The organism is Deinococcus puniceus (genome assembly GCF_001644565.1).
GTDB lineage: Bacteria > Deinococcota > Deinococci > Deinococcales > Deinococcaceae > Deinococcus > Deinococcus puniceus.
This window is the reverse complement of record NZ_CP011387.1, coordinates 2,736,334-2,749,321: the sequence shown is the minus strand read 5'-3', so window position 1 is coordinate 2,749,321 and position 12,988 is coordinate 2,736,334. Positions and strand designations below refer to the sequence as shown.

Here is a 12,988-nt window from a genome sequence, read left to right as displayed (position 1 = left end):
CACCCATGTCTCTGAGCGTGGTGGAGTCCAGCGTGCGCTCACGCATGGGTGACCCGGCTTTCAGCGCAGATGTCTTGTTGGTCACTCCGCAGATCGTCGCCGTCCTCAGTGGTCTGGATTTGAGCATCGGTGGCCAAAGCGTGAGCCTGCCGCACGGCCTGACCCCAGCCCGTTTTGCCGCCACCATCGGCGCGGCGGGCTTGCGTGCCCTGCCCGAACACGCCACCCTGCGCGGCGCAGTAGACGCCCTGACCGCTGGATTGGCCGCTGCGTTGGCCCGCGTGCAATCCAGTCGCCTGCCCCTGAATGTAGGTTTCGCCTTTGCCGCCGTCAGCAACGCCCGCCGCGAGGTCTGGCGCGTGGGGCCGATCAGCGTACTGCACGAAGACCCCAGCGGCGCGGCGGCTCTTCCACCCTCGTTGGCGGCGGTGGCAGCGGGCCGCGCCCTGATTCTGCACGCCCTGTTGGCCGGGGAACGCGAACGCCAAGCCAGTCAACACAAAGGTGAAGCTGTAGTGGCAGGCGAATTGGCCCGCAACCTCAGAACGCATGACCCCAGCCAGCCCCTCTTGGCTCCGCTGCTGGCCGCGCACGCCGCCCTTGCCAACGATTGCGGCCCCCTCGGATACGGCCTGATCAATGGCCGCCCTGTCCCCGACAGCCTCTTGCGCGTGCAGCCGCTGGCTGTGGGCAAGCATGAAGTGGTGTTTGCGACGGCGGGCTACCCTCAACCCGGCCCCACGTTGGCCGTCACCGAGCGCTACCTGACCGAACTGCTGCGGGCCGATCCGCTGCTGATAGAGCGGCATCCCTACATCCGGGCACACCGCCCTGACCATGAGGGCTACGCAGACCGGGCGTATGTGCGGGTGCGGGTCAGGTAACCCCACAGGTAACGCCCGCCTTTGTCCCTTGCCCTGACCCACGTTCCCGGCGCATTCTGGCCCCCATGAGCAACCTGTATACGGCAGAGGCCGTCGCCACCGGCGGACGCAGCGGCACCACCACCAGCAGCGATGGACGCATGACCCTGAACCTCAGCGTGCCCGCAGAACTCGGCGGCGACGGCGGCCCCGGCACCAACCCGGAGCAACTGTTCGCGCTGGGCTACGCGGCCTGCTTTCAAGGCGCACTGGGCGTGGTGGCCCGCCGCCAGAAAATCGAACTCACCGACGACAGCACCATTACCGCCCGTGTAGGACTAGAGAAAAAGGGCCTCGGCTTCGGGCTGGACATAGAACTCGTGGGCCACTTTCCCGGCCTGACCACCGAGCAAGCAGAGGGTCTGATGCACGCCGCACACGCCGTTTGCCCCTACAGCACCGCCACGCAGGGCAACGTAGACGTGCGCCTGAGCGTGGTGTAAGACCGATCTGCAAGAACCGTGTGACCCATCGCCCCTATTCTGGAGTCATGCGTAAATTTCCTTTGGCCGCACTGTTGATGTGCGGCTTCGCTTTAGCTCAAGTCGATCAAGAAGAACAGCGCACTATGAATCGCCTCAGCTTGGAAGCCCGTCAATTTACGGGAATGAAGTGCGATTTCGTGGACGGGACTTCGAGCATCGGGTCTATGGGAACAGATATCGGCTACGCGCAAAAGCATTTGGCTGAGAATTACCAGTATCTATGGAACAGCCTCGACCCAAAAACCCGTAAGGTTACCAAGCAGGTCAAGTCGGTCAGTCAAATCTCAGACTCCTTCTACATAAGAGACAAATATGAATCGTACTTCAGCCATTCTTGGTACGACTCGAAGACTAAGTTGTTCTATCAAAACTTTTGTGCTCTCCAAATGCTCAAGTAAAGCAGCAGGCCAAAAAGTTTTTTCTTTCTGACTTTCCCCGGTGTACCGTAGCCGTATGACCTTGTTCAGATTGGAAGGTAAGCGGGCGCTGGTCACGGGCGGCAGCCGGGGCATCGGCCTCGCGGCGGCGCATGACCTGATGCGGCTGGGCGCACAAGTCACGTTGGCGGCGCGGGGCGCAGACGCCTTGAAAACGGCGGCCAACGCGATTGGCGCACGCTGGGTGGTGGCCGATGTGAGTACCCCGGAGGGCATTCAGACTGCTCTGGCCGCCGCCGGACAAGTCGATATTCTGGTCAGCAACGCGGGCGGGCCGCCCCCAGCCCTGCCGAGCGCCGTGACCGAAGAAGCGTGGCTGGCGGGCCTGAATACCACCTTTCTGAGTACGGTGCGTTTGGCGGCGGCAGTGCTGCCCGGTATGCGCGAGCGGCGCTGGGGCCGAATCATTGCCATCACCAGCCTGACGGTGGGGCGGCCTGCCCTCAATCTGCCCGTCAGCAACGCCATGCGGGCCGCCGTGACCAACCACCTGAAAACGCTGGCCTTAGAAGTGGCTGCCGACGGCGTGACCTGCAACACGGTGGCCCCCGGCTACACCGCCACAGACCGCCTCCGCGCCCTACACGCCGACCCCGCCGACGCCGAAAAACTGACCGCCAAAATCCCCGCCCGCCGCTTTGGTGAACCCGGCGAAGTGGGGGCCGCCGTCGCGTTCCTTGCCACCCGCGAAGCCGCTTACATCACGGGGCAAGAAATCTTGGTGGATGGGGGCTGGAGCATCTGAATGTATGGCGTAGGTTCCGGGGCGTGAAAGCGTCTACGGGTCTAGGGTCTAAGAGTTGCTTCCAACCAAGCCACATCACCTAAGCCAGAGCTGTTGCCCTAGCGCTTTTTCTTAGCCCCTAGATCTTTAGAGCCTGAGACCAAGCACCAGCAACCCTAAGCGCACCCGCCCCAGATCAAGCCTTCATGTTGACGTCCAGTTCACCCACCAGTGATCCAATTTGACTTGCCCCGCATACATTCAGGGTAAGAAGGGCGCAGAGGGGCCGATTCAGCCGGATCGGTAAACACAGGGCACGAAACGCAGGGCACAGAAAGCAAGCCCACACAGCCCCCCGCAGGCACGCGCTACCCTACAGTCAGCCGCTTGGCCCACTCCGGGCAACCCATCACCGCACCACCCAAGGAGCAACATATGTCATTCGGGCCACTGGAAATTATTCTGATCGTTGTCGTTATCGCCCTGATCTTTGGCGCACGCAAGCTTCCCGAACTGGGCAAGGGCCTCGGGCAGGGCATCAAGAGCTTCAAGAAAGAGATTCATGAACCTGTGACTCCTGCCGTGACCGACGTGCATTCCCATACGCTTGACCCCGTGCGCACCGCAGATGGCCGAATCGTAGAAACGACGGTTACTGAAGTCGAGCGGCGTTAAGGACACAGGAGAAGCGGTCATGATGCAAGACCTGAAAAGTGCGCCGCTGTTCGACCACCTCGACGAACTCCGCAAGCGCCTGATCTACAGCGTCCTCTTTCTGGTGGCGGGTATGGGCGTGGCGTGGAATTACCGCGTCGACCTGATTGAGCTGCTGAAAGAACCCCTGAAATATTCGCGGCTCTATCAAGAGAACAAAGTTCAACTGATCGTTACCCAGCTCACCGACCAATTTTTGTTGAGCTTCAATATTTCGCTGTGGGCGGGTTTGGCGTTGGCATTGCCGTTTATTTTGTGGCAAGTCTGGGCCTTTGTCGCCCCCGGCCTCTATGCCAGCGAGCGCAAGTGGGCTATTCCCTTTATTGCGGGGGCAGGGTTGGCGTTCGCTGCTGGCGTAGTCTTTGGCTTTCAGTTGGTACTGCCCACGATGGTTCGCTTCTTCGTCGATTTCTTAGGCGGTACTGTTACGCCGCTGCTGAATCTTGCCAGCTACATGGGCATGATCATTACGTTCCTCGTTTCGTTTGGGCTGGCGTTCGAGATGCCTATTCTGGCCGTGATCCTCACCCGCATCGGCATCGTGAACCACACCATGCTCCGTAAGGGCTGGCGCTTTGCCCTCGTGGGCATCATGGTGGCCGCTGCCATCATCACACCCACACCCGACCCCGGCAGCATGTTGCTGGTGGCTGGCCCGCTGTACCTGCTGTTCGAGTTGGGCGTCGTACTGTCCCGCGTGTTCCGCATTCAGCCGCCCGCTGAAGAAACACCTGCTTTAGAGTTGTAAATCTGTGCTTGTTCCGGCCTGTCTTCCCTGCGGAAGATGGGCCGCTGTCGTTGCGACTCTGCCCTCAATCCCTGTTCATGACCGGGACTTCATACCCGGCCCGCCCCTATCCGGCATACACTGACCCCAACTTATGGATCCTGTTTTCTTGCAAATTGGCAGTTTCACCATTGCCTGGTACGGCGTGCTGATCACGCTGGGCATCGTCGCGGGCGTGTGGGTGGGCACACGCATGGCCCGGCAACGCGGCCTCAACGTCGACCTCTTCAACGACATCATTCTCTGGATGATCATCTGGGGACTGGTGGGCGCACGCATCGTTTTCGTGGCGACCTCATGGAACCAGTTCGAGAACATCCCGTTTCCCCGTGTGCTGCTGGATATCATCAACCTGCGGCAAGGCGGCATCTCCATTCACGGCGGCCTGATCGGCGGCATTCTGGTGCTGATCTACTACACCCGGCGCTACAAGCTCAATTTCTACCAGTACGCCGACCTGTGCGTGCCCGGCGTGGCGTTCGGCATCATCGGCGGACGCATCGGCAACATCATGAACGGCACCGACACGGTGGGCCGCGTGACGGGCTGGCCCATCGGCTACCGCTGGCCCGACTCGGCGCGTGCCTTCCATGACGGCGCGTGCGTGAGGGCCGCCAACCCCGACATGGATTTGTCTCAGTACTGCCAGCAGATCGGCGGGCAACTCGTGATGACCGCGCCCGTGCATTTCACGCAGCTGTACGGCGTGTTCATCGGCATCGTTCTCAGCATTGCCGCGTATTTCTGGCTGCGTTCGCGCAAACCGGGCTGGGCCTTCTGGCAGTTCTGGCTGTGGTATTCCATCTTGCGTGCGGGCCTAGAGGAAACCTTCCGCCTCAATCCCCTCTCCGTCAAAAGCTACCTCGATCAGGGCCTAGACCGCCCCGGCATCGGCTTCTGGACAGATACGCACCTGATTTCTGTGCCCCTGATTCTGGCTTCCATCTGGTTCCTGCTGCAACTTCGCAAACAGCCGGATACGCGGGTCGATCCGGTGGTATCGGCCACTCCGCCCAAAACGGTGTAGGGCTCTCTTCTAAAAATTTTGTGGGCGGCGGGCAAGCGGAAGAACGGTTTCCCTTGCCCGCCGCATTGTCAGGGTGGCCCCTGTGGATGTCTAGGCATTCTGTCGCCCCAGACCCGTAGACTAACTGAGCAATGAAGAACAGTAACCGTCCACTGGACGTCGTGATATTGGCAGCGGGCCAAGGAACCCGCATGAGATCAACCCTGCCGAAAGTGCTTCACCCGGTGGGAGGCCGCCCGATGGTGGCGTGGGCCGTGAAAGCCGCGCAGGAACTCGGCGCACGCAGCGTGGTTGTGGTGACCGGGCACGGGGCCGAGCAGGTCGAAACGGCGCTGGGGGGCACAGGCGTGACCTTTGCCCGGCAGGCCCAGCAGCGCGGCACGGGCGACGCCTTCCTCAGCGGGGCCGATGTCTTACCACACACAGGTGACGCCGATATTCTGGTGCTGTACGGCGATACGCCTCTGCTGCGGCCCAGTACCTTGCAAGCTCTGCTGCACGATCATCAGTCTCGCGGCAGCGCGTTTACCATCCTGACCGGAGAACTGCCCGACGCCACCGGCTATGGCCGAATTATCCGCGACGAGGCAGGCAACGTGACCCGCATCGTGGAGCAAAAGGGAGCCACCGACGCTGAAAAAGCGGTGCGCGAATTCAATTCCGGCGTATACGTGATGGACGCCCGCGCCCCCGAACTGGCCCGCCAGATCGTGCCCAACAGCGTCACGGGCGAGTATTACCTCACCGATCTGCTGGCCCTCTACCGCGCTGCCGGAGCCGCCGCCCACGCCTTCAAGCTGGACGATATAGACGAGGTGATGGGGGCCAATGACCGCAGCGGGCTAGCCGAAGCTGAAGCGATCTTGCGGCGGCGCATCAACACGGGCCATATGCGGGCGGGCGTGACCCTCATCAATCCCGACACCAACACCATCGAAGACACCGTGACACTAGGGCAGGACGTGACTGTGGAACCCGGCGTGATCCTGCGCGGCAACACCCGCGTGGCCGACGGCGTGACGCTGGGAGCCTACAGCGTCATCACCGACAGCGTGCTGGAAGCGGGTGTGGTTATCAAGGCTCATAGCGTGCTGGACGGCGCGACTGTGGGTGCGGGCAGCGATGTGGGGCCGTTTGCCCGCCTGCGCCCCGGCTCGGTGCTGGGAGCGGGCGTGCATATCGGCAACTTCGTGGAAACCAAGAATGCCCGCCTAGACGATGGAGTCAAGGCCGGGCACCTCGCCTACCTCGGAGACGTGACGGTGGGCGCAGAAACCAACATCGGCGCGGGCACGATCATCGCCAATTTTGACGGCGTGAACAAGCACCAGACCAGCGTGGGCGCGGGCGTGTTCATCGGCTCCAACTCCACCCTGATCGCCCCGCGCACGGTCGGCGACGCCGCCTTTATCGCTGCCGGAAGCGCCATTCACGATGATATTCCCGAGGGCGCACTGGCGATTGCACGCGGCAAACAGCGCAACATGGAAGGCTGGTCGCGCCGCTACTGGGGCGGCCTGCGCGAAAAAGTAAGCCAGAAGTTGCCTTGGCTGGCGGGATGGCTGGAGCGGCAGTAGGCGCGGTTCGGAATGGGGTGAGAGGGCGTCTAAGGGTCTGAGGAAGGGCAATCGCTGGCGCTCACTCACCCCCTCAAGGGTGAGGAGCTAAACATGGGCCTCTGCTCTTGCTTTTAGCCCTCGCCCCTTGTGGGAGAGGGGCGTTGCGAAGCAACGGGGTGAGGGGGCCACCGGGAAGACGAACCCGCCCCAGCACCTTAGACCAACCACCCAGAATTATCCCTATTCCTCCGTCCCCTCCCGCCGCTCCTGAAAAGCTCGGCGGGCTTCCTCAATCGTGCCCCGGTGCTGTTCGGCCCAAATCCACACGCCGCAAAACGCTTCGCTGAGGCTAAGGCCGAGTTCAGTCAACTGATACTCCACTTTGGGCGGAATCACTGGAAAGACGGTGCGCGTAACCAAGCCATCGGCCTCCATCTGGCGGACGGTTTTGGTGAGCATTTTCTGGCTCACGCCGCCGATCAGTTCTCCGAGCCGGGTAAAACGTAGCGGGCCGTGCTCGGTCAGGGTCTCTAAGGCCAACATCGTCCATTTGTCGGCCACCCGGCCAATAATCTCGCGCACGAGGGCGTCAAGTTCGGGGTCTTCCTGTTGGGTGTGTTCTGAAGCGTCTCGTATAGGCATTAAGGTTGCGCTAATCCTTTTCTGATCGTCTAGCACGTTACTCTCCTTTGGGTAAGTATAGAACTTTACGGTGCCTTCTTCCCGTTGGTACGTGTAGAGTCTACGATGCATGGCAAGGAGAAACGCCATGAACTATACCGGTAATACCATCTTGATTACGGGCGGCGGATCGGGCATTGGCCGCGCTCTGGCCGAAGCTTCTCATGCGGCGGGCAACCAGATCATCATCGCGGGCCGCCGCCAAGCGGTACTAGATGAAACCGTCGCGGCCAATCCGGGCATGAGATCAGTTGTGCTCGATATTGCCGACGCCGAAGACATTCGCACAGTGGCCGCCCGCCTCACCGCCGACTTTCCGGCCCTGAACGTGGTCATTCACAACGCCGGAATCATGCAGACAGAAGAAATTCAGAGCGGCAATCTGGACTCTGCCGAAGCCACTGTCGCCACCAACCTGCTTGGCCCAATCCGGCTCACGGCGGCGCTGTTGCCGCACCTGCTGGCCCAGCCCACCGCCGCCATCATGACCGTGTCTTCGGGGCTGGCTTTCGTGCCAATGGCCCTGACGCCCACCTACAGCGCCACCAAAGCAGCGATCCATTCCTACACCGAATCGCTGCGCCACCAACTGCGCGGCACGGCTGTAGAAGTGTTTGAACTGGTGCCGCCCTACGTGCAAACGGAACTGATGGGAGCGCATCAGGCCAATGACCCTCACGCCATGCCGCTGCAAGAATTCATAGACGAAACCATGTCGCTGCTGGGCCAGTTGCCCAACGGCGGAGAAGTGCTGGTAGAGCGAGTGAAGCCGCTGCGCTTGGCCGAGGCGACGGGGAAGTACGAGTTTATGTACGGCCAGATCAACCGGGAGTGAGGGGGCAGGTCTAAAGGTCTAGGGTCTAAGGAAGGGCGAACGGCTCAGAGCTGACGATTCCGGACGAACCCCCCAGTCTGCTTCGCAGCCAGCCCCCCTCGAGGGGAGCGCAACAGCTTTTAGCCCCCACCTCTAAGGGGGGGCGTTGCGCCAGCAACAGGGGGGTTTACCTTCCCACTCAAGCTGAATAAGATTCAATACCAACCAAAGCGGGAAGCCCTGAGATTGAATCTGGGCTTCCCGCTTTTTCTACTTCCTACAACCCAAATCTCTACCCGCCCTTCGCCGCCGCCAAGCCGTCCAGATACTCGCGGTCATCCACGCGGCGCACGCTGGGATTCAGCAGTTGCACGGCGGCCACCACCACGACCAGCACGCCCATGCCCACGATGACCGGGCCAGGGGGAAACCTTGTGGCGAGGGCCGACACCAACGCCATGCCCAGCGGCACGGTAAAGCGCGAGATCACGCGGCGCACGGCGAACACGCGGCCCTGCATTTCGCGGGGCACTTGAGCCTGCCAGATGCCGCCGCTGTGGGCCATCGCAAAGGGCATAGAAAAGACTGTGAGGCCGAAGAGCGCCGCCGTAAGGGGCAAGCTGCGGCTGAGGCCCATGCCGATGATGCCTATGCCGATGACAAGGCTGGGCACCAGAATGCCCAACACGCGGTTGTGTTTCAGGCCGCCCCACGCGCTGATGACCACGCCGCCCAGCACCATGCCCGCACTAGTAATCGTGGTAATGATGGCCAACGCCGCCGCGAAGCCCAGACCGCGTGTCGTCCAGTCGTCTTCCAGCGTGTAGCGCGTCAGGAGGGTCTGATACACCGGAATGGCGCTGGCGGCAAAGTTCACGGCGGCCCCGATCAGCAGCAGTTGCAGCAGCGGCGGACGGCGCAGCAGGTATGTCCAGCCAAGGCGGGTATCGGCCTTCACGTTGGCGACGGCACTTCCGGCACTCTCGGCGGGCGGCGGGCTGGGAATGTTCAGGCGCGTCAGGAAAGCGGCGGCCAGCAGATAGCTCAGGCCGTCTACCGCCAGCGCAAACGGCACGCCGTCTCGCAGAGTGGCCAACCAGCCGCCCGTGCCGTTCTGACTCAGCATCAAGGGCACGCCGATCAGGAGCGCGGCGGTAGCTGGCCCCAGCAGCCCGCTGATTTGGCGGGTGGTGTTCAGCAGTCCGTTGGCCCGTGTCAGGTGTTCGTCGGGCACGATCATGGCGAGGCTGGCGTCCATTGCCGCCTCATGCAAAATATCGAGCGACTGCGTGGCGATCACGAACAGCAGCAGCACCCAGAACGGCGCAGTCGTGAACAGCATCAGGGCCGCCATGCCCAGCGTCAGCAGGCCGCTGAGGGTGTCGCAGACGGCCATCAGGCATTTGCGATCCGTGCGGTCTGCCAAGCTTCCGGCGATGGGGGCCACCAGCACCGCCAGCAGCGTGGCAGCAATTGCCAATGCGCCTGTAGCCAGCGCAAACTCGGCCTTCTGGTCAGGGGCCGGATAGAGGGTCTGGGCCATATAGATGGTCAGCGCGAACCAAGACAGGGCGCTCCCGAATCGGCTGACCGACTGCGAGGCCCACAGCGCCAAGAATGTCCGCCAGCCGTTGGGAGGCACGCCGGGGGAAGATTGAGTTGCCATGTACCTGCCACTTTAGTGCGGGTACTGTGACCTTGTGTGCAGGTTCGTCTGCACGGCTGTCCGGTTCAAAACAGTTGAAAAAGTCCGTGCCAGAGGGCCTTCATTTATGAGGGGGTAGCGCCCGGTCTGGCGGCGGCCCGGCAATGCTGCTGTTTCATCACACCCTGACCGCAGAGCCAGAAGCCCCAAGGGGGTCTTCGACGCGGCGCATGACCGGGTTCAGCAGTTGCAGTGCCGATACCGCCGTCATAGCTAGGCCCGCCCACAGCAACACGCTGCCCGGAGCGTACCGGGCTGCCAGCACTCCAGAAATGGCTGTCCCGACGGGCACGGTAAATTGCGCGATCAGTCGCCGCACGCTGAACACGCGGCCCTGCAATTCGCTGGGCACTTGGGCTTGCCAGATGCTCTGAGAATGGGCGTTCATGATCGGGGTCATGATGCCGAAAAAAGCGATGGCCGCCGCCGTGAAGACCACCGTTCCGGCAATGCCACTGAGCGCCTGCGCCGCGCCTGCCAGTACCATCGGCACCAGTACGCCCAGCACCCGCCGCCATTTCAGGCCGCCCCACGCGCTGATGAGGAGGCCGCCCGCCAGACCGCCCGCACTCATGGCTGTCCAGAGCGTCGCCAGTCCGGTTTCTACGGTCAGGCCGCGTGCGGCGAGGTCAGGGGCCAGCGTGAATTTGACCAACAGCGGATGCAAGACGCCCACGCCACTGGTCAGCAGGTTCACCGAGGCGAACGTCAGCAGCAGGTGCAGCAGCGGGCGGCGGGCCAGAATAAATGTCCATCCCACGCGCATATCGGCCCACAGACTGGGTTTGTTGGCGGCCCCTTCGGCAAGGTCGACCCGCACCGGGCTAGGAATCCGGAGCCGCCAGACCACCAACGCGGCCACCGCAAAAGACAGGCCGTCTAGGGCAAAGGCCAGCGGTACGCCGTCTTGCAGGCCAGCCAACCAGTTCGGCCCGTTTCCAGACCGGGCCAGTGCGGGCAGCCCGATCAGCAGCGCCGCCAGCGCCGGACTCAGCAGGCCCGACAGGCTCCAGAGGGTCTGCATCATGCCGTTGGCACGCGGCAGGCGTTCCCGGCTGACCAGACTGGAATAGCTGGTATCGAAGGCCGAGCCGTGAAAAGTGCCCACCAAGCCCAGCGCCGCCGTGAACAGGACGAACAGCCAGATGGGAGGGCTACTGGACAGCACCAACGCCACCGCGCCCGCCGACAGCAGGGCGTTCAGCAGGTCACAGGTGAGCATCATGCGGCGGCGATCTAGGCGGTCTGCCAACGCCCCGGCCAGCGGCGCACCCACGATGGCGGCCAGTGCCCAGCCCAATGCCGTGAGCGACAGCGCCGCCGCCAGTTCCGGCTTTTGAGATTCCAGCGGAAAGCGGGTCTGGGTCAGGTAGATATTGAAGGCAAACCCGCTGAGGCCGCTGCCCAGCACACTGAGAGCTTGAGAACTCCACAGCCAGAGGAAGGTGCGCCAGCCGCCGTTCGGGTCTAGGGGCGCGGGCGAAACGGGGGAGGCGGGGGGCATACGCTTAGGCTACGGCTGGGCGAGGGAATATGGGATAGGCCGGATGGCTTGTGGGAACACGGAGCCGCCTAAACTCGGCTGTGCTTCTCTCCGATCTCACACTTACGCCAGAGTTAGAGGGCCTGCTGAGGCTCGCTATGTTCCCTGACCCACAGCGGGTGGCTGCCGCGTTGACGGCCTACGCAAATGATCCAACCCGGCTCGTCTTCGCTTGGTACGTGCGCGGGCAACCGGTCAGCGCAGCGGGCATTCAGGTCAGCGAAAACGCGGCAGAGGTGCTGCATATCGGGACAGCGGCACAGTGTAGAGGGCAAGGCTACGGGCGCGCCTTGCTGCACGGCATTCGGGCGCACCTCGGAGGGATGACCTTAAGCGCGGACACCGACGAACAAGCTGTAGAGTTTTATCGCCAAAGTGGATTTGATGTCATCCCTATGCCCTCAGTATGGGGCGGGCCGCGTTTCCGCTGCACCATCGGCAGGGGCGGCTGAATTCTAAGGATTGCTCAGCCTCACCCTGCCCGCAACTTCTTGCGTTCCTGCACGGCCAGAACGTCTACCCGCTCGTTCTCGCCATGCCCGGCGTGACCCTTGACCCAAATAAAAGTCAGCGCGTGGATTTTGGCCTGCTCTATCAATTCTTCCCACAACTCCTGATTTTTCACGGGTTCTTTGCTGGCCGTTTTCCAGCCGTTGCGCTGCCAGTTCAGAATCCAGCCGTCGGTGAAGGCTTTGCGGAGGTACTGGCTGTCGGTAATCACGCGCACTTGGCAGGGGCGCTTCAGGCTCTTGAGGCCTTCCAGCAGGCCGCGCAACTCCATGCGGTTGTTGGTGGTGTTCTCCTCATTGCCGCTGAGTACCAGTTCCCGTTCGCCAAAACGCAGGATGCAGGCCCAGCCGCCGTGTCCGGCCTGCGTATCGCACGCGCCGTCGCTGAACAGGTCTATTTGCTCGCCCGCAATGGGTACGGCGGGTTGAATGCCTGCTTTGATCGGCATCCGGTCACGCGCCGCACTCTCTGCCTTCTTCGCGGCGGATTTTTTGAAGGGCGCTTTGCCGCTTGATTTAGTCATAACCCCGGAACTGTAGACACCCGCGCCGCGTAACGTCAAGCATGAGCCTGCCGTCCTCGCCCTATTCTGCACCCACTACGCTGCCCGAGCCGGAGCGCACACCCGCCCTCCTGATTCACCTGTCGCCGCTGGCGGGCCTGCTGCTCCCCACCATCGGTAATCTGCTGGGGCCGCTGCTGGCGTGGTTGGTGTACCGAGACCGCAGCCGCGCCCTAGACGGTCAGGGTAAGGAAGCCCTGAATTTCCAACTGAGCTTGTGGCTGTACGGCGTCATCATCACCGTGCTGGCGTTCGGCTTGTTTAGCGTGGGCTTGGTGGGCGGCGCAGTCAGCGCGGCGGTGGGCAGCCCCGACGCTGGAGCCTTCGCCTTTTTTGGGGCCTTCGCCGGGTTTTTTGCCTTCTATTTGCCCATCATGCTGGTGCTGTTTTTGCTGCCGCTGGTGCTGATGCTGGTCGCGGTGGTGCGCGTCAGCAGCGGGCGGGCTTATAGGTATCCACTGACGATTCGGTTCATTCGGTAGTCGGCAAGGAACGCCGACGCCATTCTCTCCTTCCC

The 12,988-nt window shown here is 62.4% G+C and carries 15 protein-coding genes; 11 read left to right on the top strand and 4 right to left on the bottom strand.

Annotation, left to right across the window (positions count from 1 at the left end; translation table 11 throughout):
- Positions 1-5: 5 nt before the first annotated feature.
- The 8 genes from SU48_RS12770 to glmU all read left to right on the top strand — a co-directional run bounded on the left by SU48_RS12770 (position 6) and on the right by glmU (position 6,674).
- Positions 6-884 carry a hypothetical protein gene (locus SU48_RS12770; RefSeq protein ID WP_064015574.1) on the top strand — a complete coding sequence of 293 codons (879 nt, stop codon included), beginning with the start codon at positions 6-8 and terminating at the stop codon, positions 882-884.
- Positions 885-949: 65 nt separating this feature from the next.
- Positions 950-1,366: an organic hydroperoxide resistance protein gene (locus SU48_RS12765; protein WP_064015573.1), complete on the top strand. Its 417-nt coding sequence runs from the start codon at positions 950-952 to the stop codon at positions 1,364-1,366.
- Positions 1,367-1,413: 47 nt separating this feature from the next.
- Complete coding sequence (locus tag SU48_RS12760; RefSeq protein ID WP_064015572.1) at positions 1,414-1,806, top strand: hypothetical protein; 393 nt, start codon at positions 1,414-1,416, stop codon at positions 1,804-1,806.
- Between the two features lie 55 nt (positions 1,807-1,861).
- Positions 1,862-2,590 carry an SDR family oxidoreductase gene (locus SU48_RS12755; protein WP_064015571.1) on the top strand — a complete coding sequence of 243 codons (729 nt, stop codon included), beginning with the start codon at positions 1,862-1,864 and terminating at the stop codon, positions 2,588-2,590.
- A 414-nt stretch (positions 2,591-3,004) separates the two neighbouring features.
- A complete protein-coding gene (locus SU48_RS12750) occupies positions 3,005-3,244 on the top strand; it encodes a twin-arginine translocase TatA/TatE family subunit (protein WP_064015570.1) in 240 nt (79 codons plus the stop codon).
- A 19-nt stretch (positions 3,245-3,263) separates the two neighbouring features.
- On the top strand, positions 3,264-4,031 hold the full coding sequence (tatC, locus tag SU48_RS12745) for a twin-arginine translocase subunit TatC (protein ID WP_064015569.1): 768 nt from the start codon (positions 3,264-3,266) through the stop codon (positions 4,029-4,031).
- 133 nt (positions 4,032-4,164) lie between these two features.
- Positions 4,165-5,097 carry a prolipoprotein diacylglyceryl transferase gene (gene lgt / locus SU48_RS12740; protein WP_064015568.1) on the top strand — a complete coding sequence of 311 codons (933 nt, stop codon included), beginning with the start codon at positions 4,165-4,167 and terminating at the stop codon, positions 5,095-5,097.
- Positions 5,098-5,228: 131 nt separating this feature from the next.
- Positions 5,229-6,674, top strand: coding sequence for a bifunctional UDP-N-acetylglucosamine diphosphorylase/glucosamine-1-phosphate N-acetyltransferase GlmU (glmU, locus tag SU48_RS12735; protein WP_064015567.1), 1,446 nt, complete (start codon positions 5,229-5,231; stop codon positions 6,672-6,674).
- 222 nt (positions 6,675-6,896) lie between these two features.
- Here the strand turns inward: glmU and SU48_RS12730 are convergent, their stop codons facing one another.
- Complete coding sequence (locus SU48_RS12730; protein ID WP_064015566.1) at positions 6,897-7,298, bottom strand: winged helix-turn-helix transcriptional regulator; 402 nt, start codon at positions 7,296-7,298, stop codon at positions 6,897-6,899.
- Between the two features lie 127 nt (positions 7,299-7,425).
- Between SU48_RS12730 and SU48_RS12725 the strand changes: the two genes are divergently transcribed.
- The gene (locus tag SU48_RS12725; protein WP_064015565.1) at positions 7,426-8,172 is read left to right on the top strand and encodes an SDR family oxidoreductase; all 747 of its coding nucleotides are present in this window, start codon (positions 7,426-7,428) and stop codon (positions 8,170-8,172) included.
- Between the two features lie 271 nt (positions 8,173-8,443).
- Here the strand turns inward: SU48_RS12725 and SU48_RS12720 are convergent, their stop codons facing one another.
- Together SU48_RS12720 and SU48_RS12715 are read right to left on the bottom strand one after the other, a co-directional pair.
- On the bottom strand, positions 8,444-9,817 hold the full coding sequence (locus tag SU48_RS12720; protein ID WP_064015564.1) for an MFS transporter: 1,374 nt from the start codon (positions 9,815-9,817) through the stop codon (positions 8,444-8,446).
- Between the two features lie 157 nt (positions 9,818-9,974).
- Positions 9,975-11,360: an MFS transporter gene (locus SU48_RS12715; RefSeq protein WP_064015563.1), complete on the bottom strand. Its 1,386-nt coding sequence runs from the start codon at positions 11,358-11,360 to the stop codon at positions 9,975-9,977.
- A gap of 137 nt (positions 11,361-11,497) precedes the next feature.
- Here SU48_RS12715 and SU48_RS12710 point away from each other — a divergent pair, with 137 nt between their 5' ends.
- On the top strand, positions 11,498-11,851 hold the full coding sequence (locus tag SU48_RS12710) for a GNAT family N-acetyltransferase (RefSeq protein ID WP_157451168.1): 354 nt from the start codon (positions 11,498-11,500) through the stop codon (positions 11,849-11,851).
- Between the two features lie 20 nt (positions 11,852-11,871).
- On the opposite strand, the gene rnhA is transcribed toward SU48_RS12710, so the two are convergent.
- Positions 11,872-12,432 carry a ribonuclease HI gene (rnhA, locus tag SU48_RS12705; protein WP_064015561.1) on the bottom strand — a complete coding sequence of 187 codons (561 nt, stop codon included), beginning with the start codon at positions 12,430-12,432 and terminating at the stop codon, positions 11,872-11,874.
- 41 nt (positions 12,433-12,473) lie between these two features.
- Between rnhA and SU48_RS12700 the strand changes: the two genes are divergently transcribed.
- Entirely contained in the window at positions 12,474-12,953 is a 480-nt protein-coding gene (locus SU48_RS12700; RefSeq protein WP_064015560.1) for a DUF4870 domain-containing protein, read from the top strand.
- Positions 12,954-12,988: the final 35 nt, after the last annotated feature.